Consider the following 21,851-nt stretch of genomic DNA (forward strand, 5'->3'; position numbering starts at 1 on the left):
ACTGCGGACGCCGAGGCCTCGGTGACGCCGCTGAGTCAGCTCCGGCAGGAACCCCGATGGCGCGAATGAGCCAATCGTCGGGTTCGAAACTGGGAGCGCTTCCGGTCGACCATAGGCCACGAGCGCGGTCTTGTGAAGAGCGGATTTCACGCCTGTCCCAGTCTTGACACGCTCTCCCGGCGTCGGCACCATGCTCAGGGACGCCGCTGGATCGATGGCCGCAGAGTGAGAGCGCTTCCAGCGCATTCCCATCCGGAGGCAGTTGTATGACCAGATTCCGAAGGCGCGCGGCCATCGGCCTGATCGCCCTTCTCCTCGTCCCCACGACCGGTGCCGTCCAGGCGGCGGCCACCGCCGATCCGCCGTACGAGCGGGTGCTGAACGGGACATTCGACAGCGGCAGCAAGAGTCCCTGGTGGAGCAGCGGCAACACCCCGTCGGCGGTCACGGACGGTCGGCTGTGCGCGCAGATCCCCGGCGGCACGGTCAACGTATGGGATTCGATGATCGGCCAGGACGACGTGCCGCTGGAGAGCGGGCAGCCGTACACCTTGCGCTTCGATGCCTCGGCGAGTCGGCCAGTGGGCTTCCGCGCGGTCGTGCAGACCGCTTCGGCGCCGCGAACCACGGTGCTGAACAAGCCAGTCAACGTCACCACCACGGCGCAGACGTTCGAGTTCACCGCGACGTCGACCGCCACCGCGGCGCACAGCCAGGTCACCTTCCAGGCCGGCGGCGGCGCGGAGCCGTACACGCTGTGCCTGGACAACATCTCGTTCGTCGGCGGTGTCGTGCCACCTGGTGGGGTACGGGACTTCGGTTCGCCGGTGCGGGTCAACCAGCTCGGCTATCTCCCCGACGGCCCGAAGCGGGCGACGTACGTCACCGACCAGACGACCCCGCTCGACTGGAACCTGCTCGACGCGGCGGACCGGGTCGTTGCCCAAGGCAAGACGAAGCCGTTCGGCGCGGACCCGATGGCGGGGCAGAACGTGCACAAGATCGACTTCGGCACATACCGAGGCTCCGGCCAGGGTTATCGGCTCGCTGTCGGGACCGACCGGAGCGAGCCCTTCGACGCGGCCGGCGACCTCTATCGGGACCTGCGGAGGGACGCGCTCGAGTACTTCTACAACAACCGCAGCGGCATCCCGATCGAGGCCCAGTACGTCGGCGCCGACCGCGCCAGGGACGCCGGGCATGTCGGCGTCGCACCCAACAAAGGCGACACGTCGGTCCCCTGCTTCCCGGGGACCTGCACCTACAGCCTCGACGTACGGGGTGGCTGGTACGACGCCGGCGACCACGGCAAGTACGTCGTCAACGGAGCGCTGGCGGCCTGGCAGTTGCTCGACCTGTACGAGCAGTCGGGAAGCCGGGCACTGCGGATTCCCGAAGCGGGCAACAAGATCCCCGACGTGCTCGACGAGGCGAAGTGGCAACTCGACTTCCTGCTCCGGATGCAGGCGCCGTCCGGAATGGTGCATCACAAGATCCACGACGAGAAGTGGACCGGACTGCCGCTCAAGCCGGCGGCGGATCCGCAGCCGCGCTACCTCTATCCCCCGTCCACGGCCGCGACCCTCAACGTCGCCGCGGTCGGCGCGCGGTGCGCCCGGATCTACGCGCGCTGGGACAAGACCTTGGCCGGTCGCTGCCTTGCGGCCGCCGACAAGGCATGGAAGGCAGCGCTGAAGAATCCCGCCGTCTACGCTCCGGACGGCGGCGAGGGCGGCGGTGCGTACGACGACGTGAAGGTCACCGACGAGTTCTCGTGGGCCGCGGCCGAGCTCTTCGCGACGACTGGCCGAGGCGTTTACAAGAAGGCGATCACGACCCAGTTGACGGCCGCGGACGGGTTCTCGTGGCAGGAGACCGGCGGGCTGGCGGACCTCGCGCTCGCACGCGCACCACGGCGGTTGTCCCCGATCGAGCAGTGGAAGCTGAGGCAGCGGATCAGCGCGGTCGCCGACCAGTACGTCGCCGACCTCCGCGCGCAGGGCTACGCCAATCCCTACCGCCCGGCCGACGGCAAGTACGTGTGGGGATCCAACAGCGCGGTCGCCAACAGTTCGATGATCATGGCAACGGCGTACGAGCTGACCGGGCAGAGCAAGTACCGCGACGCGGCGCTCGAGTCGCTCGACTACCTGCTCGGGCGGAACGCGATCAACCAGTCCTACGTGACCGGCTACGGCGAACGTGCGAGTGCGAACCAGCACCACCGGTTCTGGGCGAAGTCACTGGACCCGGCGCTGCCCTCGCCCGCTCCCGGGTCGCTGGCAGGTGGCCCCAACTCCGGCCTGCAGGATCCTGTTGCCCAGCGCAACCTCCAAGGCTGCGCGCCGGCGACCTGCTACGTCGACGACATCGGCTCGTACTCGACCAATGAGGTCGCGGTGAACTGGAACTCCGCCCTCGCCTGGCTGACCGCCTTCGCCGACACACACGCCCACCACAAGGCCGCCGCGGCTCCAGCCGTCCTCGCGAGCCCTGTCGACCTCACGAACGGCTTCTACGTCGACCCGAACTCGACCCCCGCGACCTGGGTTCGAAACAACGGCGGCGACTCCCGCGCCGGCACGATCAACACCAACATCACCACCAAGCCGATGGCCAGGTGGTTCGGCAACCCCTCCGGTACGACGATCGGTGCCGCGGTCGGCGCCTTCGTGGGCGCCGCGGACAACGCGGACAAACTGCCGATCCTGGTCGCGTACAACCTGCCCGGCCGGGACGCGTGCGGCGGTCATTCGGGCGGCGGCGCCGGATCCCCGTCCGCCTACCGGACCTGGATCGCGGCCTTCGCGGACTCGATCGGCACCCGGCCGGCGGTCGTCGTCATCGAGCCGGACGCGCTCGGCGACTTCGAGTGCATGACGACCGCGCAGATCACCGAACGCAACGGGATGCTTGCCTTCGCCACCCAGCAGTTCAAGGATCGCGCGCCGAACACCTGGGCGTACCTGGACGCGGGCAACGCCGGCTGGGTCCCGGCGGCCACGATGGCGCAGCGCCTGCAGGGCGCGGGGATCGCGAACGCCCACGGCTTCGCGGTGAACGTGTCGAACTACTACACCACCTCGGCGTCGGCGACCTACGGCACCAACGTGCGGAACAACCTGTCCTCCGCCAAGCCGTTCGTGATCGACACCAGCCGCAACGGCAACGGCTCGAACGGCCAGTGGTGCAACCCGTCCGGCCGCCGGCTCGGCTCGACGAGCCAGGTCGGCGGCGGCGCGGAGATGCTGCTCTGGGTCAAGGTCCCCGGCAACTCCGACGGTCCGTGCGGGACCGCGCCGACCATTCCGGCCGGCCAGTTCAGCCCGGACCTCGCCGTACGGCTGATCAACGGGACATAGAAACGCGAACTGGGCCCGCCGTACGGCGGGCCCAGTTCGCTCACGTTCTACGGGAAGCGGGAAGCCAGTGCGATGCAGGCGCCGGCGGCGGCGAGGGTGAAGAGCATCGCGATGCCGGCGAAGCGGGAGGTGACTTCCTTGTCGACCTCGTCGTAGCCGACCGAAGAGCCGATGTCCTTGTAGACGTCCTCGAGTTCACCCGCGGACTCGGCCGTGTAGGCCTCTCCCCCGGTGATCTCGGCGACGCTGCGCAACTCGGCGCGGTCCGGGGGGACGCGCTGGCGGATGCCGTCCATCTCGATGAAGCCGGAGTCGGTGCCGAAAGTGATCGTGTAGACCGGGGTGCTCTTGGCCTTGGCCGCCTGAGCGCCTTCCTGCGCGGTCCGGCCGACCGTGCGCTTGCCGTCGGACAGCAGCACAATGCGGGCCGGGGCCGGGTCGTTCGGGTGCTCTGGGTCCGGCGGGACCTGGGTCAGCGCCTGCAGCGAGGTGAAGATGCCCTCACCGGTCGCGGTGGACTCGGCCAGTTCCAGCCCGTCGATCGAGCGTTGCACGGTGGCCCGGTCGGTGGTCGGCGGGACGATGATGGACGCCGTACCGGCGAAGTTGACCAGCGACACGTTGAACTTCGACGGCAACTGGTCGACGAAGTTCTTCGCCGACTTCTTCGCCGCCTCCAGCCGGTTCGGGTCGACGTCGGTGGCCATCATCGACAGCGAGACGTCGATCGCGACCACGATGGTGGCCCGCTCGCGCGGCACCTTCACCTCGTCCTTGGGCTGCGCGAACGCCACGATGCACGACGCCGCGGCGAACAGCGCCAGCACGACGGCCAGGTGCCGGCGCCACTGCGGGCGGCGCGGGGCGACCCGGTCCAGCAGCGCGATGTTGGTGAACCGCAGCGCGTACTGCGCGCGCCGGTGCTGGAGGAAGATGTACCCGGCGACGACGACCGGGATAATCAGCAGGAACAACAGTCTGGCCGGAGACAGGAACTCCATCAGCGAGCCACTCCCTTCGGCGGTTGGTGCAGGCGGGGCGCCACTCGCCGGTAGGCGAGCACGAACCGCACGGTGTCGGCGACCCAGTCACGGTCGGTCCGCAGAACCAGGTGTCCGGCTCCTACCCTACGCAGGGCGGTCCTGGTCCTTTCCCGCTGCGCCAGCGCGGCCGCGGCGTACTGCTCGCGGACCTTGCGCTTGCGGGTGTCGATCTCGCGGATCGCGCCGGTCTCGGGATCGCCGATCAGGACGACGCCGATGTTCGGCAGTTCCAGCTCGCGCGGGTCGACGATCTCGACCGCCAGCACCTGGTGCTGGGCGGTCAGCTTGCGCATCGCGCGCTCCCAGGACGGCTCCATCCGGCTGTCGATCTCGCCGTCCTCGGGGGTGAGGAAGTCGGACACGATCACCCGCAGGCCCCGCTTGCGCTGGGTGCGCGCCATCGAGTCGAGCGCGCCGGCCAGGTCGCTGCGCGCCTGGTGCTCGCCGTTGCTCGTCTCCGCGAGCAACGCGCGGAGCAGTCCGTACAGCGCCAGCCGCCCCGACCGGGCCGGCCACCGGCGCAGGGTGGAGTCCCGCAGCATCAGGCCGCCGAAGCGGTCCCCGAGCCGGTGGGTCAGGAAGCCGACGGTCGCGACCGCGGCGACAGCCAGCTCCCGCTTCTCCAGCTGGGAGGTGCCGAAGTCCATCGAGGCGGACAGGTCGACCATCGCCCAGGTCTCGAGCTCCCGGTCCGCGATCAGGTCGCGGACGTGCGGGATCGTGGTACGGGCGGTGACGGCCCAGTCCATCCGGCGGACGTCGTCGCCGACCTGGTACTCGCGGGCCTCGGCCAGCTCGGTGCCCGGGCCGGGCAGCAGGCCGAGGTGCTCGCCGTGCAGGTAACCCTCCAGGCGGCGGACGACCGTCAGTTCCAGCCGGCGCAGGGCACGCTCGGGAGCGAGCTGCGAGATCGTCATCGCAGCCCGCGGATCGGGTCGGTTCGCCATGGAGCCCCGGCCGCCTAGACGAATTCCGGTCGGCCGGTGCCGTCGGACCCGTCGCGCCAGACCGGCTGCGGCGGCGGCACGGTGGCGAGGATCCGCTCGACCACGGCGCGGGGGTCGATGTTGTCGGCGACCGCGTCGAAGGTCAGGCCGAGCCGGTGGCCCATCACGTCGAGCGCGACCGTCTGGACGTCGCTCGGCAGCAGGTAGTCCCGGCCGTGGATCAGCGCGAGCGCCCGGCCGGCCGCGACCAGGCCGAGGGTCGCCCGCGGGCTGACGCCGAGCTCGATGATCGGCTCCAGGTCGGGCAGGTGGAAGTCGGACGGGGTCCGGGTCGCCATCACCAGGCGCACCGCGTACTCCGCGACGAGGTTGTGCACGAAGACCTGCTCGGCCGAGCGCTGCAGCTCCATGATCGTCTCGGGCTTCAGCACCTGCCGCGGCTGCGGCGGGTCGACACTCATCCGGCGGAGGATCTCGAACTCCTCGTGGCCGCGCGGGTGCGGAACGTCGATCTTGACCAGGAACCGGTCACGCTGCGCCTCCGGCAGCGGGTAGACGCCCTCGGACTCGATCGGGTTCTGGGTGGCGATCACGATGAACGGCTTGGGCATCGGGAAGGTCTGGCCGCCGATCGACACCTGCCGCTCGGCCATCAACTCCAGCATCGCCGACTGCACCTTGGCCGGGGCCCGGTTCACCTCGTCGGCCAGGACGAAGTTCACGAACGTCGGGCCGAGCTCGATGTCGAACGCCTCCCGGGTCTGCCGGTAGATCCGGGTGCCGACGATGTCGGACGGGACCAGGTCGGGGGTGAACTGGATCCGGGCGAACGAACCACCGACCACCGAGGCGAAGGTCCGGACGGCCAGCGTCTTGGCGACACCGGGCACGCCCTCGAGCAGACAGTGCCCCTTGGCGAGCAACGACACCATCAGCGTCTCGACCATGTGCTCCTGGCCGACGATGACGCGCTTGACCTCGTTGATGGCCTCGCTGACCAAGTGGGACTGCTGGGCCACTGACCCTGCCGGCACAGTGGTTTCGGTCATGCCTGTCCTTCCGGGGTCCCCACCGGGACCTTGTTCAGCGCTCGGGAACTGCCGCCATTCCATCAGATCGCCGGGTCCGGACACGAGCGTGCCCCGCCCGGCTCCCCTCCCATCCTCCCCACCCCGCCAAATCCGGACACCCCCGGACGGCGTACCGCGGTGGCAACCGCGGCGTGTGACGGGTGGTTCGGCGTGGCGGTTCCCGGCCGCGGGCGACACTGCTACCAGGGATGTGGTGGGATTGGTGGTGATGACCGCGATCGACTCCCAGACCGACACGGCGGCGCCGGCCGAGCCCGAGGCGCCGGCCACGGTGCCCGCGCGGGTGCTGCCGGACGCGCTGCCGCTGATGCCGGAGGACCCGCCGCGGGTGGGCGACTTCTGGCTGCGCGGCCGGCTGGGCGCGAACGCGGCGGGTTATCTGTACGCGGCGACCGACGAGACCGGCCGGGACGCCGTGGTCGCGATGATGACCGAGGGCTCGGCGGACGACGCGGCGGCGCGGGACCGGTTCGTCACCGTGGTCGACGGCCTGCCGGTCGCGGCGGTGCTGGCGCACAACGACGGCGACGACGACGATCTGGCCCTCTGGGTCGCGCTCGGGCCGATCCGCCCGAACGACGGGTCGAGCGCGGTCGCCGACGAGCGGCTGATCGCCGAGCGGCGCGGCGAGGAAGTGCTGTCGGCGGTCCTGATGGACCGGGTCCCGCAACTCGGCCGGGTCCGCGGGCCCGACTTCCGGCACTACTGGGAGAACCGGCGCCGGCCGGGCCTGTTCCGGCTCTGGCCGCTGCCCTGGCCGGCCGCCCTGCGTCCGGCGTCCTGGTTCGCGCTGGTGCTGTCGCTGCTGACGATGCTGGTCATCATGGCGCTGGCGATCTTCATCGCCTGGCTGCTGTTCAAGAACTCCCCCGAAGTGGACCCGGGCCCGGTCATCCCGGACCCGAGCGGCACCGTGACGGTCACCGTCACCCCGACCACGCCGCCGCCAGGGAGCGGCTCTCCGTCCCCGTCGCCCGGCGGCAGCCCGTCACCGACGCCGACCGGCACCACCACCGGCCCGATCCCCACCACCGGCCCGAGCGGCAGCATCTCCCCGGGCGACCCCGGCGACCGCTTCTGAGTCAGGCCGCGGTCTTCTCCTGCTTGCGACGCAGCAGCCCGATCAGTCCGATCAGGCTGACCAGGGCCCAACTGCCCTCCAGCAGCAAGAAGCCCCACGAGCTCTCGACAGCCGCGATCACCGCCAGCACGCTCGACCCCAACAGGTTCAGCAACTGGTAGGACAGCGTCTTCTGCTCGAGCCGCCCCGCCTGCGCGGCCGCGAAGGCCACCAGCACGGTCAGGGCACCGACAATCTCCACCACATCGACGACATGCATCCGCCAGGCCCCTCCAGGGACCAGCGTCGTCTTGTCGTCCACCGGGTACGGCGCCATCTCGTCCGGAGGCCCGCCGGCTCGGCGGGCCTCCGACCAGAATAGCTACAGACTGTCCCTGATGGCGGTGGCCTTGATCACCAGTTGAGCCGCGGCCGCGGCCGGGATCTTCTTGCCCGACTGGGCTGTGACCTCGGCGATGAACGCGGTCAGCAGGATCTTCGCGGCCGGCTTGTGGTTCGCCTTGATCGCGGCCCGGGCCAGTTCGAGCTTGAGCACCAGCACCGTCTCCAGCGGCTTGACCAGATGCAGCGCCCTGACCTCGGCGATCAGGTCCTTCAGCGCCTTGTCCGGGCTGGGCGGAGCGACCGTCTCGACGAACTCGACCGATCCCGCGTCACAGTTCGCCCCGAGCGGACGAGCCTGCAGGCGCTGGTCGTCCTCGATCGTGCAACTCGCCACCGGCACCCGGCCGCCGAGCGGACTGGTCGCCGCCGGGAGCCGTCCCGACGGATACCCGTTGGTCAGCGGAGCCAGTTGTGGGTCGGCGGCAGTCACCAGGTCCGAGGCGATCGAGCCGCACGTGGCGTCCCGCAGTACGGAGAAGCCGCCGGAGGTGCCGTTGAAGGCGCCGCCGACCCCCGCGCACGCAGTACCGGTGATCGGCAGGACCAGGGCGCTTCGGCTGATCGCGACCGTCGCGGCCGGTACCGCGGCGATGTGCGCGCCGGTGGTCGCGGTGTCGTCGGCCATCGTCACGTGGGTCAGCTTGACCTGCGTGGCGGTGGTGAAGTTGAGGCCGCCGCCGACCGCCGCGGTGTTGCCGTTGACCGTGCTGTTCAGCAACTCGGTCGCCATCGCCGAGATGCGGGCGCCGCCGCCGGTGCCGGTGACGGGAGCGACCGCGTTGTCGTTGATGGTGGTCTTGTCGAACTTCACCACCTCGCCGGCCAGGTCCAGCCCGGCGCCGTTGGCCGCGGTGTTGCCGTAGATCTTGCCGCCGTCGAACCCGACCTGGAAGGCGAAGCCGACCTTGATGCCGCCGCCGTTGCCGGTTGCCGTGTTGCCCGAGATGATCGGCTGGAACCCGCTCACCGAGCCCGCGCCGGCCACGTGGACCCCACCACCGTCAGTGCCGGCCGTGTTGGTCTGGATCTCGGTCGAGTCCAGCGACACCGCCGACGCCGGCCCTGGGGTCAGATACGCCAGACCGCCACCCTTGCCGGCCGCGGTGTTGCCGATCAGGCTGCCCTTGTAGAGGTTGAGGTTCCCGACGCTGACCGCCACGCCTCCGCCGTCGCCCGCGGACTGGTTGCCGTCGATCGTCGTGCGGTCGAGGTACGTGGTCGCGGTTTCTCCACCGTCCTCAACGAGGATGGGCGTGACGGAGAGACCACCGCCCGCGGCAGTGCTCTTGTTGCCCGTGATGCTGGACAGGATGCTGCTGATCGACGACGCCGGGGTGCCGTTGCGCTCCGACATCGAGAACGAGATGCCGCCGAGCGCGTCGACCGCCGTCAGGCCGTTGCCGTTGACACCGGTGGAGTACATGCTCAGCACGCCGCAGTTGACGCAGCGGATGCCGACCCGGCCGTTGTTCTCGATCTGGCTGTTGTTGATCGTCAGCTTGTTGGCCGGGAAGCCCTGGCCGGTGTCGCTGATGCCCGCCCGGGTGTTGTTCGAGATCGTCGAACTCTCGACCACCAGCGGGTAGCCGTCGACCATCGAGATCCCGGAGCCGGTGTTGGCGGAGATCGTGCTGCCGTCGACCCTGGCCGAGCAGTTCTCGCAGAACACGATGCTGCCGGTGTTGTGGTGCAGGTTGCTGCCCAGGATGCTCATCCGGTACGGCGTGATGCCGTGGTCGAAGCTGGACCAGACGACCGAACCGTTCGGCGACAGCACGTTCCGGATCTCGACCGTGCTCAGCATCAACTCGCTGTCCGAACGGACCGCGGCACCCTCCAGCCCCGTGTTCGTGGTGTTCGGCCCGCCGTCGATGACCAGGTTCCGCAGTTCCAGCCGCCCGGCGTGGTCGGTGCTGTCGACGATGCCGGTGGCATCGCAGCCCTGCTCGATCGTCGAGTTATTGCCCTCGACAACGAGTTCGTGGCCCTCGGCATGGGTCATCGGTCCGGCGCAGTCGGTCAGGATGTAGGTCTGGCCGGCGCCCAGCGAGATCGTGTCGTCGACGCCGTTCGCGCCGGCGGTCGTGAACGCCTCCCGCAGCGAGGTCTGGCCGTCCCCTCCGTCGACCGTGTCGGCCGTCGTGGTGACGGTGATGGTGGCGGCCGAAGCAGTCGGTACGGCGACCGCGACCAGGCCGGAGCCGAGCAGGCCGGCCAGCGCGGCGGCGCGCAGGCAGGCCGCAGTGATTCTGGACAAAGGACATCCCCCCACAGGAATCGAAAGGGGTCCAGAATCACCTAGCCCGGGACAAGTGACAAGGCCTGACTAGTCCAGAAGTCCGAGCAGTTCCTGGTCGCGCCACAGTTCGGCCGGAACCGATTGCCGGACCAGGGCCGCGTCGGCCCGGATCTCGGCCTGGCTGGCGGCCCCGATCAACACCGACCCGACCGCGGAATGCCTGCCAGGGAAGGCGAGCGCGGCCTGCGGCAGCGAGACGCCGTACCGTTCGCAGACCGCCGAGATGCGCCGCGCGAGGATCGCCGTCGGGTCAGTTGTTTGCTTGGACTGGTCAATCCTCAGCACCTCCTTGCCCAGTACTCCGGCCGCGATCGCGACGACACCCCGAGCCTCGCAGCGATCCAGCAGGGGGGTCGCCGACCGGTCGAGCAGCGAGTACTGCCCGGCCAGCCGGACCGCGTCGATCTCGGTGTCGCGGACGAACCGGTCGAGCAGCCGCCAGTCGTCCGCGGCCACGCCGATCGCGGCGATCAGGTGGCCCCGTCGCAGTTCGTGCAGCACCGGGTAGGCATCCTCGATCGCCTGCTGCCAGTGCTCCCCCGGCTCATCCAGCAGGACCAGATCCACGTCGAGGCCGAGACGTTCGCGGCTGTCGGCCAGGGATCGCGTGATCCCGTCCGCGGAGAAGTCCGGCGTGCCGTCGATGAGCCGGCCGACCTTGGTCGACACCAGGAACTCCCCGCGCGGGCGGCGGGCGAGCGCAGTACCGAAGCGTCGTTCGGACTGGCCCCGGCCGTAGCGCGGAGCGGTGTCGAAAAACCTGATGCCGGCCTGGTACGCCGCGTCGATGGTGACCGTCGCGGTGACGTCGCCGTCCGGACCCGGCAGGTCGCCGAGGGGCGACCCGCCGAGTCCGAAGCGGGGAAGACGGAACTTCATCGCGGTCCTGGGGCTGAGGACATGGCTGGGAGCGGTCATCGGACTGGTCCTCCCTGGTCGGCAGCACCGCCAGACTGCGGCCCTACCAGGATGGCGGTTGGGAGAGGACCTCGCATCTCGAAACTACTCCTCAGCGGCCCGATGCGTAGAGGCTGCGCACCTCCTCAGGGCCGAGCGCCCGGTCGAACAGGTGGACCTGGTCGACCGTACCGTCGAGATAGTCGACCGAGTTGCCGCCGAACTTGGCCCGTCCGATCACGGTGTTGCCGGTCGAGGTGGCGTCCAGGCTGCAGGCACTCTTCGTGGCCGCCAACTCGCCGTCGACGTACAGCCTCAACTCGCCCTTGGCGGCATCCCGTACTCCGGTGAGGTGGTACCACTGGTTCGGGTTCGGCTTGGTCGGGGCGAGTGCTCGCTGGCCGGGGAAGGACATCGCGAACCGCTGGTCCTGGCCGGAGTACTGCAGGAAGAACGCGCTGTCCCGGTCGCCGTCCTGGCTGACCACGGTCTGGAAGGAGCCGTCCGCCTTGTTCAGCTTCACCCAGGCGGTCGCGGTGTAGTTGCCGCTGGTGTCGAGGAGTTGGGCGCCGGTGTCGATGAACTGACTGGATCCGTTCAGGGCAACGCCTTGGCCGTTCTTGCCCTCGGCAAACGTCGCACCGCCCTGCAACGTGGCGTCGTTGTTGCCGACGGCATCTTCAGTGGTTCCGTCGAGCGGATAGAAGTGGATGCCGTCGGCGCCCGGGGTGCCGGCCGGCGGCGGCGGACCGCTCGTACCGGTCCCGTCGGCGCCGGTGATGATGGATTCGTTCACCGCCCGGACCTGGGCGAAGTCCATCTTCGGGATCTGCCGGTCGTAGGTGAAGAAGCCGTTCAGCTCGCCTTCGACATCGGTGATCTGGGTGTAGACCGAGCCGCTGATCCCGCAGGTGTTGGCCGACCGGAGTACGTCGCGCTGGTTCTCGACGTAGCGGCGGGTGAGGGTCGCCTGGTCCGGCGTCATCTCGTAGGCGAAGCCGTCGCCGAACCACATGTGGTCCGCCGTCTTCAGGCCGAATCCGCCGTGCTCGCCGTCGACCGCGACCCGGTCACCAGCCGGGCTGGAGGTCGCCGGTCCGAGGTACGCGTGGTGGTCGATCATGTCGCCGCGACCGGAGTCGCCCTTGGAGTTGCAGCAGTTCATCCCGCTGTGGGCGTTGACGAGTCGCGACGGGTCCTGGGCCTTGACGCTGTCGGCGATCCGCCCGGTCTCGGCCAGGTCCCACTCACCCCAGCCCTCGTTGAACGGCACCCAGGCGGTGATCGAGGTGAAGCTCTTGTGCTCCTCGATCATCTCGTGCAGTTCGGCCTTGAACTGGGCCCGCCAGGGCTCCGGCATCGCGTCGGTCTTGGACGACGGCATGTCCTGCCAGACCATCAGGCCGAGCCTGTCCGCGTGGTAGAACCAGCGGTCCGGCTCCACCTTGATGTGCTTGCGCACGGTGTTGAAGCCGAGCACCTTGTGCTGCTCGAGGTCGAACCGGAGCGCCTCGTCGGTCGGTGCGGTGTTCAGCCCGTCCGGCCAGAACCCCTGGTCGAGGGTGGACAGGTTGAACAGGATCTTGCCGTTCAGCGCGAGCCGGAGTTTGCCGTCGGCCCCTTTCAGCTTGCCGACCGACCGCATCCCGGAGTACGAGCCGACCTGGTCGACGGTCCTGCCGCGATCGATCAGCCGGACCTTCAGGTCGTACAGGAACGGGTTGTCCGGCGACCAGAGCTTGGGGTTCGGGATCGGCACCCTGAGTTCGGTGCCGGCCTTGCCCCGGACCGTGCCGACCACCTTGCGGCCGTCGTACGCCGTGGCCTCGACGTCGAGGCCGACCGGTCCGCTGGTGTCCGCGGTGATCCTGAGCGTGCTGGTGGCCAGGTCGGGCGTGAGTTGGAGCCGGTCGATCGCCGAGGTGTTCACCGGTTCCATCCAGACGGTCCGCCAGATGCCGGAACTGCCCTGGTAGAAGATGCCGCGATCCCCGACCTCGCGCTGCTTGCCGATCGGCTGGAACGTCTCGTCGGTGAGGTCCTCGGCCCAGACGATCAACTCCTGCGGGCCGGAGCGGCGCAGTACGTTCGTCACGTCCACGTCGAAGCCGTCGTAGCCGCCGCGATGGGTGGCGACCTGGCGGCCGTTCACCCAGACCTTCGCGTCGTAGTCGACCGCGCCGAAGTGCAGGACCAGCCGCTGTCCCTGCCAACCGCTGGGGACGGTGAAGGTCCGGCGGTACCACATCCGGTCTTCGTGCCGCTGGATGCCGGACAGCGCCGACTCGATCGGGTACGGCACCAGGACTCGCTCGGCCAGCGTCTTCCCGATCGGCGCCGCCTCACCCGCGGCGGCCGGGGCGAACTCCCACAGGCCGTTCAGGTTCTGCCATTTCGAGCGGGTGAGTTGCGGACGGGGGTACTCCGGGAGGGCGTTGCTCGGCGAGACGTCGTCGGTCCACGGGGTGCTGAGCGGGGGCGTGCCGGGCTGCCAGGCCGGCTCGTCGATCTGTTGCGCGGTTGCCTGCCGGCCGGCGAGCGCGGTCGCGGTCAGCAGACCGGCGACCACGACCGCCGTCAGGCGATGTCTGAGGTTCATCTGACTTCCCTTTCGTGGGCGGAGAAAGGTCAGTCCGTGGTCGCGCTCACATGACCAAGCGTGACCAAGCGGACACGCTCGTCATTCAAAGCCGAGTGGAACAAAAAGGCAAGAGTTCAGTCACGATCAAACATCAGCCAGGGACCACGCAGACCGGAATCGGCGTGCTCAAGGTCGCCGCCGAGGTCAGTTCACCGGTCTGGGTGTTCCGGTGGAAGGTTTTGATCGTGTTCGATCGTTGGTTGGAAACGAACATCAGCTTGCCGGTCGGGTCCAGCGTCACGTGCCGTGGCCAGTCACCGCCGCAGGACGGCGTACCGACCAGGCGTATCGCCGCTCCCCCGGACTCGACGGCGAAGACAGCGATGCTGTTGTGGCCGCGGTTGGTGAGGTAGACGAAGCGGCCGTCCGGCGACACGATCACTTCGCCGGGATAGTTCTGCGGCGATCCGGCCGGGATCGTGGTCTGGGTTGTGCCCGGGGTCAGGCGGCCGGACTCGTACTGGCAGACCGTGATGGTGCTGTTGAGTTCGTTCGCGACGTAGGCGAAGCGCCCGTTCGGATGGAAGGCCAAGTGCCGCGGTCCGGCGCCGGCCGCCACGCTCGCCTGGGATCGCAGGGTCAACTTCCCGGCGGCGATCGTGTAGGTGTAGATCGAGTCGGTGCCCAGGTCGACTGCCAGCACGTAGTTGCCGGTCGGGTCTTGCAGCACTTGATGAGCGTGCGGCGCCGAACCGGCGTGCTTCACCAGGTCCGTCTGTTGCCCGAGGCTTCCATCGGTGTTGACAGGATGCACGGCCAGATCACCCGAACTGTAGTTGGCGCTCACCAGGTATTTGCCATTGGCAACCAGTTCGAGATGGCACGGCGCGGAGCCACCGTTCGGCTGCCGGTTGAGCAGCCGCAGCTTGCCCGGGGCGTCCACCGTCACCGCTGTCACGCCACCCGCCGCCTGCTCGTTCACGGCGTACAGGTGGCGGCCGGACTGCGACAGGATCAGGAACGACGGATCCTGTACTCCGGCCAGCACGCCGGTCGAGGTGATCTGCCCGCTCGCCAGGTCGTACGACGCCACCCCGATCCCGGTGCCACCTCCGGCGGGCGAGGTGTAGGTGCCGAGGTACAGCGTCGAGCCGGTCCGGCAGGACGCGGCGGCTGGGCTGACCCCGACCGCGGCACTGCCGACGGCGGCTGCGGTGAGTCCGAGGAAACGGCGGCGGCTCGTACCCATGTGACACATCCTCCGAGCTTCTAGGTGATCGTCCGACCACATAGAGTGGCCCACCTCGGCAGATGTGGCAACCCATACAACTCTCGTTGCAATCTATGCAACGGGAACGCTCAGCCAGGCCGGGTCTGTTGTCGGCGAACTGAAGGTCACGCTCGTGCCGACCTTGCTGCGGCCGAGGTAGCGCGGATCGACGGTGTCCACAACCAGGACCAGATGATGGCCGGCCGCGACCTCCCAACTGGTTGCCTCGAGCCTGAAGTCGAGCGGGATCGGCTGACCTGCTGTTGCCCCGCGCAACGTGTAGGGCTTGTGCGAGACGAGCGACCCGACGCCGAGCGCGTCGACGTCGTACAGGTAGGCGAAGAGGGAGGTGTCGCGGCCGGTCGGTGTGACGGTCACGTGCAGCCGCGGAGCGCCGTTCAGTACGGTCTTCTGGCTGTAGGTGGGCCCTGACCAGACTCCGGCGAATGTCCTGTCTACCAGGGGCGTCGCGACGCCGACAGGGATCGACAGCAGGCCTTGCAGAGCGCCAGAGAACAGCGCGATTCCACTGTCCGCCAGGGTCGGAATGCCTGCGCCGATCCGGTTCGACCATCCTGTCGCAGCCGTCGACTGAAGGCCGCCGGTGCGGGACAAGCCGGCCGGCTTGGTCAGGTACGACGTCTTCATGGTCCCGACGGCAGCCCAGGTCGGGTAGCTCCGCCAGACACCGCGCTGCGACTTCAGTTGCACCGGCGCCTTTTGATCAGCGCCGTTGTCCGCGCCGGTGAGGTAGTGCCGCAGCCACGGCGCGAGTTCGTCCCAGGTCTCGTTGGGCAGGCCGATCGCACCGGTCGCCTCGGGGGTCGCGTGATCGCCGTGAGCCAGCAGCAAGCGCTTCGGCCCGGTCAACTTGGTGAAGAAGTCGGTGTACTGCGTCGGCGGGAAGATCGAGTCCTCGAAGGCATTGGCGAGGAAGACCGCGGGCTGGTTCGCGTTGATCCGGTCGACCACGGTCGTGGCGGACCGGACCGGCGCCAACTGCTTGGCGGCCGCGATCGCGCCGTCGAAGTCGCCGCTGACGAACTTGGTCTGCAGCGTCCGCATCTCCGGTCCCGGCCGGCCGGTGATGTTGCCCAGGGCAAGGAGACCGGCGACGGACTGGAGCGCGACCGTCTCGTTCGGGTTCAGCGAGGCGATCAGGTCCGCCCAGCCGCTCAGTGCGCCGACGGCCTTGATCCGCGGATCCTGAGCGCCGGCGAGCAGCGAGATGCCGGCGCCGTACGAGATCCCCACCGACGCGACCCGGCTGGTGTCGGCCGGAGTGTGCTCGCCGGCCCAGTCGATCACCTCGCTGACGTCGGCGACGGTCGGTGGGCCCGCGATGTCGATCTCCCCGGTGGAGTCCCAGAAGCCGCGACTGGTGTACGAGATCACCTGGAAGCCCGCCTTGGCGAGCTTGGCGCCCTGGCCGACGTACTCGATGTTCGGCAGGCCCCAACTGGACGGCATCACTACGAGCGGGAACGGCCCGGTGCCCTGGCCGGTCGGAGTCAGCACGACCGCCCCGATCTCGGTGCCGCCCGCGCCGGGGATGCGCTCGTACGCAGTACTGAATCCAGGGGCGGCCTGGGCCGGGACCGGCCCGAGGCCGACACTCGCGGCGAGGACGGCAAGGGCGAGCACGAGTCGGCGCATCGGTGACCTCCGGGGCGGGCGTCCGTGTTACTCGGCAGTTTTACCGAAGGGTAACCATGAAGTTACCGGTGTGTCACTAGCTCGGCACTATCCGTCAGAACGCGTCGACTCCGGTCGCCTCGACGGACCAGGCCCAGAGGCGCTGGGCGAGCTCGGGGTCTTGGGCGGCCTTGGTCGGGCTGACCACCTTCGGCTTGCCGCGGTACTCGAAGAAGGACGGGCCGATGAACGAGCCGGGGCGCACGCCGGGCTCCGTGGCGGCGTACAGGCTCGGCCAGGCGCCTGCGGCGGCGGACTGGGCTACGAGGTTGGTGAAGCCGCTGACGACCCGCGCCTCCCGGCTGGCACCGCCGAGTTGAGGCCCGGAGGTCTGCAGGTGGGTCCGCGCGTAGCCGGGGTGTGAGCCGGCGCTCAGGAGGTTGGAGCCGGCCGCGCGAGCACGGCGGTCGAGTTCGAACATGAAGAGCAGGTTGGCCAGCTTGGACTTGCTGTAGGCGTCCCACTTGGCATAGCCGTTCTCGGCCCGGAGGTCTGCTTGCCGGATGCTGCTGACCGTCTTGTGCATGAACGAGCTGACGGTGACCACCCGCGGGTTCTCGGCCTTGAGCAGCAACGGCAGCAGCCGCGCGGTGAGAGCGAAGTGGCCGAGATGGTTGGTGCCGATCTGCAGCTCGAACCCGTCGACGGTCTGCCGGTACGGCGTCGCCATCACGCCCGCGTTGTTCACCAGGAGATCCAGGTGGTCGTGCTCGAACTGGCCGGCCGCCTTCTTCACGCTGGTCAGATCAGCGAGGTCGAGATCGAGGATCTCGGGTTCCTCGCGGCCGGAGGCCGCGGCGAGCTTGGCGGCCGCCCGCTGGGACTTCTCGGGGTTGCGGGCCGCGATGATCACCTCGGCGCCGTGCCGGAGGAGTTCGAGCGCGGTCTCGTAGCCGATTCCACTGGTGGCGCCGGTGACGAGGGCACGGCGGCCTGTGAGATCGGGGATCTTCGAAGTACTCCAGCTCATGCGCCCACAGTAGTCGTGGGCGCATGAGCGGGTAGTTGCTACTAGAGGATCTTGCGTGCCTGGAAGGCCTGGGTGACCTGCTCGGCGGCACCCTTGCCGTAGAGCAGCCGGGCCGACTGCACGGTGACCCGGGCGGCGTCGGCGAACGTGGTGTCCGGCGCGTAGAAGAACGTGCCCTGCAGGATCACCTTGTTGGCCTTGTTCCGGCCGAGCGCCTTGTGGATGTCCCACAGCGCGTGCGACCAGATCTCGCCGTCGGCGTGCACCTGGCCGACCATGTCGTCGGTGGTCTTGCCGGTGTCGGTACGCCGCAGGCAGTGCTTCGGGCCGGGCGTGTACGACACCGCGTCCCAGTCCATCACGCACGGCAGGTCGTAGTTCTTGCTGACCGGTACGGACATCGTGACGGCCCAGTAGTCGCCGAAGCCCTCGCCCATCGCGCCGGCCTCCGGGGACTCGCCGTAGCCGGGGACGATATCGTCCTGGATCGCGTGCCCGTACTCGTGCCAGATCACCTCGGCGTCCTCGGCGTCGTCGACCCCGCCCTCGCCCATCGTGATCCGGTCCTTGGACGGGTCGTAGAACGAGTTGTCACCCTCGAAGGTGTTGATATCGAAGTCCTGGGACTCGTTGTTCACCTCGGTGAAGCCGAGCGAGTGGATGTACTCCTGGGTCTGGTTGACCTGGTAGTACGCCATCACCTGCTCGAACTTGTCGTTCTCGCGCTCGTACACGAACGTGTTGGTGGCGCTCTTGGCCAGCCCGCCCTTGGCCTTCACGATGTTGACGTACGGACCGACCAGCTTGCCCGAACCGTCCAGGTTGCGCAGGATCACGTTCTTCTGCGCCACGAACAACTCGTTCTGGTTCGCGTCGTCCTGATCGGTCAGGTCCTCGTTCTTCAACGTGACGACGGGGTTCGGGTCGAACACCGATCCCTTGCCGTCGACGTTGTCGCTGATCACCTTCGACTCGACGACCTTGCCGTCCTTGGCGTCGACCAGCGAGCGGGTGACGCCCTCGGCCGAACTCGAGGTGACGTTCCAGACCAGCCGCGCGTCCGGTCCGCCGACGACGGCGAGTTGGGCCGCTCCCTGCGTCGCGGCCGGCGTCGGAGTGACGTTCTTGCCGCCGGCGTTCCGGCTCCGCGCGGCGCGGGCGGTGACGGCCGCGTTGGCGGACTTGGTGGCAGTTGCCGACGGCACCTTGGCGCTCACGTCGAGCGAGGCCGGTACGGCGTCCCGCCCGTCGGAGACCTGGACGATCTTGCCGGACTTGTCGAGGTGTTTGGCGTAGTACCCGTTGATCACGGGCAAGCCCTTGAAGGTCTGCTGGTACCAGTAGTGCTTGCCGAGCAGCGAGGTCTTGGTCTTGATCAGCTTGAGGTCGCCGGGCACCGCAGTACTGGCTTCGTCTGTGGCCGGCGCTGCCCCCGCGGCGCTGGTGTAGGTCAGTCCCATCGCGATGGTGGCGAATCCCGCCGTGATGGCCGCGACCGCCTTCCGGCGGTGCACGTGCTTCGTCATACTCATTCCCTCCCAGGGTGGACGACCGTGGTGGTACGACTGCGATCCGTGGCGACCCTAGTTCGCCGGGCACGTCGGAGGGAAGCAAAACTTTCCGTCGTTTAGTTGCGGCAAGGGAAAACATCTGGCCTCCCGCAGTCTTCGGCCTTCGCGGATAGCGGACAGAACCTGGCCGCTTCTCTTCCTAGAGTTGACCTCGCCCCCAGGAGAGGATCAGCCATGCCGAAGTTGAGTCTGCGAGCCCTGAACCGCGCCACGCTGGATCGCCAGTGGCTGATCGAACGCCGCTCCGCCACCGCGCTCGAAACGATCGAGCACCTCGTCGGCATGCAGGCGCAGAGCCCGCTCGCGCCGTACGTCGGCCTGTGGACCCGCCAAGTCGACTTCAAGCCCGCGGAACTGGCGGACCTGCTGGAATCCCGCCAGGCGGTTCGCGGTTCTTTGATGCGGGCAACGATCCACCTGGTCTCGAGCCGCGACTTCCTGGCGATCCGCGCCCTGATCCAGCCCCGCCTGGAACGCGAGGTCTACCAAAACCAGACCTACGGCCGCCACCGCCTGGAAGGCCTGGACATGGACGCCGTACTCCAAGCCGGTGTAGACCGCATGGCCGCCAGCCCCGCCACCGCCGTCCAACTCCGCGAACACCTCACCCAACTCTGGCCCGACCGCGACGCCCCTTCACTGGCCCACGCGGTCCGCTGCCTACTCCCCACCATCCAGATCCCACCCCGAGGCATCTGGGGCAAGGGCGGCAACCCCACCATGGCCACCGCCACCCAATGGCTAGGCACCGACATCGACCCAACTCCCTCGATCGACTCCGTGATCCTCCGCTACCTAGCCGCCTACGGCCCCGCCTCAATCCAAGACGCCCAAACCTGGTCCGGCCTAACCCGCCTCTCCGAGGTCTTCGACCGCCTGGACCTGGTAACCCACACAGACGCAGACTCCGGCCGCACCCTCTACGACCTCCCCACCATCACCCTCCCCCACGAAGACACCGAAGTCCCCACCCGCTTCCTCCCCGAATACGACAACCTCCTCCTCTCCCACACCGACCGAACCCGCTGGATCCCCAACAAAACCCGACAACGCCTAGTCCTCCAAGAAACCCTCTCAAGAGGCTCAGTCCTCCACGACGGCCGCGTAACCGCCCTCTGGAAACAACCCAAACAACCCAAGAAGACGGCCACGATCGAAATCGAACCCATCACGAAACTCACCGCCACCGCCCGCAAGTCCATCGAATCCGAGGCCCACCACCTACTCACCTTCACCACCCCTGAAGCCAAAACCCCCGAAATCAAGTTCCTCGAGTAATCGCGCCGCAGAGCACCAGCAGAGCCGACACAGCAGCCAAAAGCGGCAAAAGCCCCGGTGAGAACAACAAGAACGATCTGCCGAAGCAAACCAGTCGAGTTCGCCATGAACGTAGGTCAACGCAATTCTGTTGGTGCCAACCGGTTAACAACCGATACCGCGTAAGCGCCGGAGGGCTGTTCCCTCACACCCGCCTCTGACTCGGGTAGAGTTAGGCAGTCGGCGGAGGTGCGCTAACACCGTTGAGGCCGATGAGACCGCGGCGCATCTTGCGGACCTGACTCCGTGCGCCGCGGTCTGCTATGTCCGCAGGTTACGAGGACCGGCCCGACACGTGCGCCATTCGACCGAGCCAGTGACACCAACGCATTGTCCGGCCGGTGATGCATCCCGGCTATCGAGAAAGCAGCTTCTCCAGCGCTCGGATGCGCTCGGAGACACGAGGATGCGAGGAGAGCAAGTCGGACCGCAGGGTGCCTGCTGGCCGACCGGCATCCTGACCTCGAACCTGCCAGCCATAAAAGACTTCGACAAGCTTGGGGCCATAGCCCAACTCCGCCGCAGTGCGGTCTGCGTTCTGCTCGTTCCATCTGCTGAGCCAGGCCAAGATCGGGGCAGCGAGCAACGGCGTGAAATACAGCAGTGGTGTCAGCAAACTCTCGTTGAACATCAGCATCGCGACGATCACGCCGAGATAGGCAACCAGGAAGAAGCCGACGATCAAGCAACCGAGAACCGGCACCGCCTTGATCAGCTTCAACAGCAACCGCATCACGGCCAGCGCCCCGCGAGCGGGCAATGAATACCAGAAGCCGAGCAATCGCAACCACGAACGGCCACCAAGATGGTGTGCGAGTTCATGTGCCAGTACGGCTTCGAGATGACTCGGCGGCAGCGTATACAAAGACCACCGGGTGACGGCGACAGTGTGTCCGACTGTCGGCGCGGCGCTGATTTCTTCAGTCTCCTGAATCCAGAGCGCGTAGGTTCCACCATCGATTCCCGCGCGGGCTGCCAATGACGACCAGATGGGCCTCAACCGCGACTCTTCGACCATGGTGGGTCGCCGCAACCTGAAGACGAGCTTCGCCTGGATGTCTTCCAGAGGCCGCCAGAGGATCACAGCACCGGAAAGCAGCCAGATTCCGACGACAATCCACGCGCCGTCCTCAAGGCCGAAGAACCCGGAGACCCAGAAAACAACAACAAAACTCCAGAAGAACCAGTTGATCGCGGGAAGCAGGTCCGACAACTGGGAACGCTGCACTGGCAGCGGGTTTCCGCCACCCAGTTGACGGGGCCCCGGTGGCGGCTGCCAGTCGGGCACCGCCGGCGGCCCGGGCGTCTCGGGCTGTCGACTGGGCGGCCATACCGGTCCGGAA

The 21,851-nt window shown here is 68.2% G+C and carries 15 protein-coding genes and 1 riboswitch; of the genes, 3 read left to right on the forward strand and 12 right to left on the reverse strand.

The genetic code is table 11. The features are described 5' to 3' along the window. The first annotated feature begins 266 nt into the window (after positions 1-266). A complete protein-coding gene (locus ABD255_RS21130) occupies positions 267-3,362 on the forward strand; it encodes a glycoside hydrolase family 9 protein (RefSeq protein ID WP_344216513.1) in 3,096 nt (1,031 codons plus the stop codon). A 47-nt stretch (positions 3,363-3,409) separates the two neighbouring features. Here ABD255_RS21130 and ABD255_RS21135 read toward each other — a convergent pair whose 3' ends face one another. The 3 genes from ABD255_RS21135 to ABD255_RS21145 are packed head-to-tail and all read right to left on the reverse strand — an operon-like array spanning position 3,410 to position 6,401. Continuing rightward, positions 3,410-4,363, reverse strand: a complete 954-nt coding sequence (locus ABD255_RS21135; RefSeq protein ID WP_344216515.1) for a VWA domain-containing protein — start codon at positions 4,361-4,363, stop codon at positions 3,410-3,412. Next, positions 4,363-5,352 carry a DUF58 domain-containing protein gene (locus ABD255_RS21140; RefSeq protein ID WP_344216517.1) on the reverse strand — a complete coding sequence of 330 codons (990 nt, stop codon included), beginning with the start codon at positions 5,350-5,352 and terminating at the stop codon, positions 4,363-4,365. The genes ABD255_RS21135 and ABD255_RS21140 overlap by 1 nt, the downstream gene beginning before the upstream one ends. Positions 5,353-5,366: 14 nt before the next feature. Next, positions 5,367-6,401, reverse strand: a complete 1,035-nt coding sequence (locus ABD255_RS21145) for an AAA family ATPase (RefSeq protein ID WP_344216519.1) — start codon at positions 6,399-6,401, stop codon at positions 5,367-5,369. A 250-nt stretch (positions 6,402-6,651) separates the two neighbouring features. On the opposite strand from ABD255_RS21145, the gene ABD255_RS21150 reads away from it, so the two are divergent. Beyond that, positions 6,652-7,524: a hypothetical protein gene (locus ABD255_RS21150; protein WP_344216521.1), complete on the forward strand. Its 873-nt coding sequence runs from the start codon at positions 6,652-6,654 to the stop codon at positions 7,522-7,524. 1 nt (position 7,525) lies between these two features. On the opposite strand, the gene ABD255_RS21155 is transcribed toward ABD255_RS21150, so the two are convergent. The 8 genes from ABD255_RS21155 to ABD255_RS21190 form a co-directional block, all read right to left on the reverse strand. Further along, positions 7,526-7,825, reverse strand: a complete 300-nt coding sequence (locus ABD255_RS21155) for a CBU_0592 family membrane protein (protein ID WP_344216523.1) — start codon at positions 7,823-7,825, stop codon at positions 7,526-7,528. Continuing rightward, positions 7,804-7,873, reverse strand: a riboswitch (guanidine-III (ykkC-III) riboswitch). It overlaps the preceding gene by 22 nt. A gap of 12 nt (positions 7,874-7,885) precedes the next feature. Continuing rightward, positions 7,886-10,165, reverse strand: coding sequence for a right-handed parallel beta-helix repeat-containing protein (locus tag ABD255_RS21160; protein ID WP_344216525.1), 2,280 nt, complete (start codon positions 10,163-10,165; stop codon positions 7,886-7,888). A 69-nt stretch (positions 10,166-10,234) separates the two neighbouring features. Further along, the gene (locus ABD255_RS21165; protein ID WP_344216527.1) at positions 10,235-11,125 is read right to left on the reverse strand and encodes an aldo/keto reductase; all 891 of its coding nucleotides are present in this window, start codon (positions 11,123-11,125) and stop codon (positions 10,235-10,237) included. Between the two features lie 91 nt (positions 11,126-11,216). Further along, the gene (locus tag ABD255_RS21170; protein WP_344216529.1) at positions 11,217-13,703 is read right to left on the reverse strand and encodes a LamG-like jellyroll fold domain-containing protein; all 2,487 of its coding nucleotides are present in this window, start codon (positions 13,701-13,703) and stop codon (positions 11,217-11,219) included. Between the two features lie 133 nt (positions 13,704-13,836). Further along, positions 13,837-14,934 carry a lactonase family protein gene (locus ABD255_RS21175; RefSeq protein WP_344216531.1) on the reverse strand — a complete coding sequence of 366 codons (1,098 nt, stop codon included), beginning with the start codon at positions 14,932-14,934 and terminating at the stop codon, positions 13,837-13,839. A gap of 93 nt (positions 14,935-15,027) precedes the next feature. After that, positions 15,028-16,611, reverse strand: a complete 1,584-nt coding sequence (locus ABD255_RS21180; protein WP_344216533.1) for a CocE/NonD family hydrolase — start codon at positions 16,609-16,611, stop codon at positions 15,028-15,030. A gap of 94 nt (positions 16,612-16,705) precedes the next feature. Continuing rightward, positions 16,706-17,620 carry an oxidoreductase gene (locus ABD255_RS21185; RefSeq protein ID WP_344216535.1) on the reverse strand — a complete coding sequence of 305 codons (915 nt, stop codon included), beginning with the start codon at positions 17,618-17,620 and terminating at the stop codon, positions 16,706-16,708. 41 nt (positions 17,621-17,661) lie between these two features. Beyond that, on the reverse strand, positions 17,662-19,146 hold the full coding sequence (locus ABD255_RS21190) for a M4 family metallopeptidase (protein ID WP_344216537.1): 1,485 nt from the start codon (positions 19,144-19,146) through the stop codon (positions 17,662-17,664). 219 nt (positions 19,147-19,365) lie between these two features. Between ABD255_RS21190 and ABD255_RS21195 the strand changes: the two genes are divergently transcribed. Then, positions 19,366-20,469, forward strand: coding sequence for a winged helix DNA-binding domain-containing protein (locus ABD255_RS21195; protein WP_344216539.1), 1,104 nt, complete (start codon positions 19,366-19,368; stop codon positions 20,467-20,469). A gap of 394 nt (positions 20,470-20,863) precedes the next feature. Here the strand turns inward: ABD255_RS21195 and ABD255_RS21200 are convergent, their stop codons facing one another. Beyond that, complete coding sequence (locus tag ABD255_RS21200) at positions 20,864-21,721, reverse strand: M48 family metalloprotease (protein WP_344216541.1); 858 nt, start codon at positions 21,719-21,721, stop codon at positions 20,864-20,866. Between the last annotated feature and the right edge of the window lie 130 nt (positions 21,722-21,851).

Origin of the sequence: Kribbella sancticallisti, from assembly GCF_039530625.1 — a bacterium.
In the GTDB taxonomy this organism is placed as follows: domain Bacteria; phylum Actinomycetota; class Actinomycetes; order Propionibacteriales; family Kribbellaceae; genus Kribbella; species Kribbella sancticallisti.

Coding starts and splice junctions, on each gene's coding strand:
- ABD255_RS21130 (WP_344216513.1), top strand. CDS start 267: ATGACCAGATTCCGAAGGCGCGCGGCCATCGGCCTGATCGCCCTTCTC.
- ABD255_RS21135 (WP_344216515.1), bottom strand. CDS start 4,363: ATGGAGTTCCTGTCTCCGGCCAGACTGTTGTTCCTGCTGATTATCCCG.
- ABD255_RS21140 (WP_344216517.1), bottom strand. CDS start 5,352: ATGGCGAACCGACCCGATCCGCGGGCTGCGATGACGATCTCGCAGCTC.
- ABD255_RS21145 (WP_344216519.1), bottom strand. CDS start 6,401: ATGACCGAAACCACTGTGCCGGCAGGGTCAGTGGCCCAGCAGTCCCAC.
- ABD255_RS21150 (WP_344216521.1), top strand. CDS start 6,652: ATGACCGCGATCGACTCCCAGACCGACACGGCGGCGCCGGCCGAGCCC.
- ABD255_RS21165 (WP_344216527.1), bottom strand. CDS start 11,125: ATGACCGCTCCCAGCCATGTCCTCAGCCCCAGGACCGCGATGAAGTTC.
- ABD255_RS21170 (WP_344216529.1), bottom strand. CDS start 13,703: ATGAACCTCAGACATCGCCTGACGGCGGTCGTGGTCGCCGGTCTGCTG.
- ABD255_RS21175 (WP_344216531.1), bottom strand. CDS start 14,934: ATGGGTACGAGCCGCCGCCGTTTCCTCGGACTCACCGCAGCCGCCGTC.
- ABD255_RS21180 (WP_344216533.1), bottom strand. CDS start 16,611: ATGCGCCGACTCGTGCTCGCCCTTGCCGTCCTCGCCGCGAGTGTCGGC.
- ABD255_RS21185 (WP_344216535.1), bottom strand. CDS start 17,620: ATGAGCTGGAGTACTTCGAAGATCCCCGATCTCACAGGCCGCCGTGCC.
- ABD255_RS21190 (WP_344216537.1), bottom strand. CDS start 19,146: ATGACGAAGCACGTGCACCGCCGGAAGGCGGTCGCGGCCATCACGGCG.
- ABD255_RS21195 (WP_344216539.1), top strand. CDS start 19,366: ATGCCGAAGTTGAGTCTGCGAGCCCTGAACCGCGCCACGCTGGATCGC.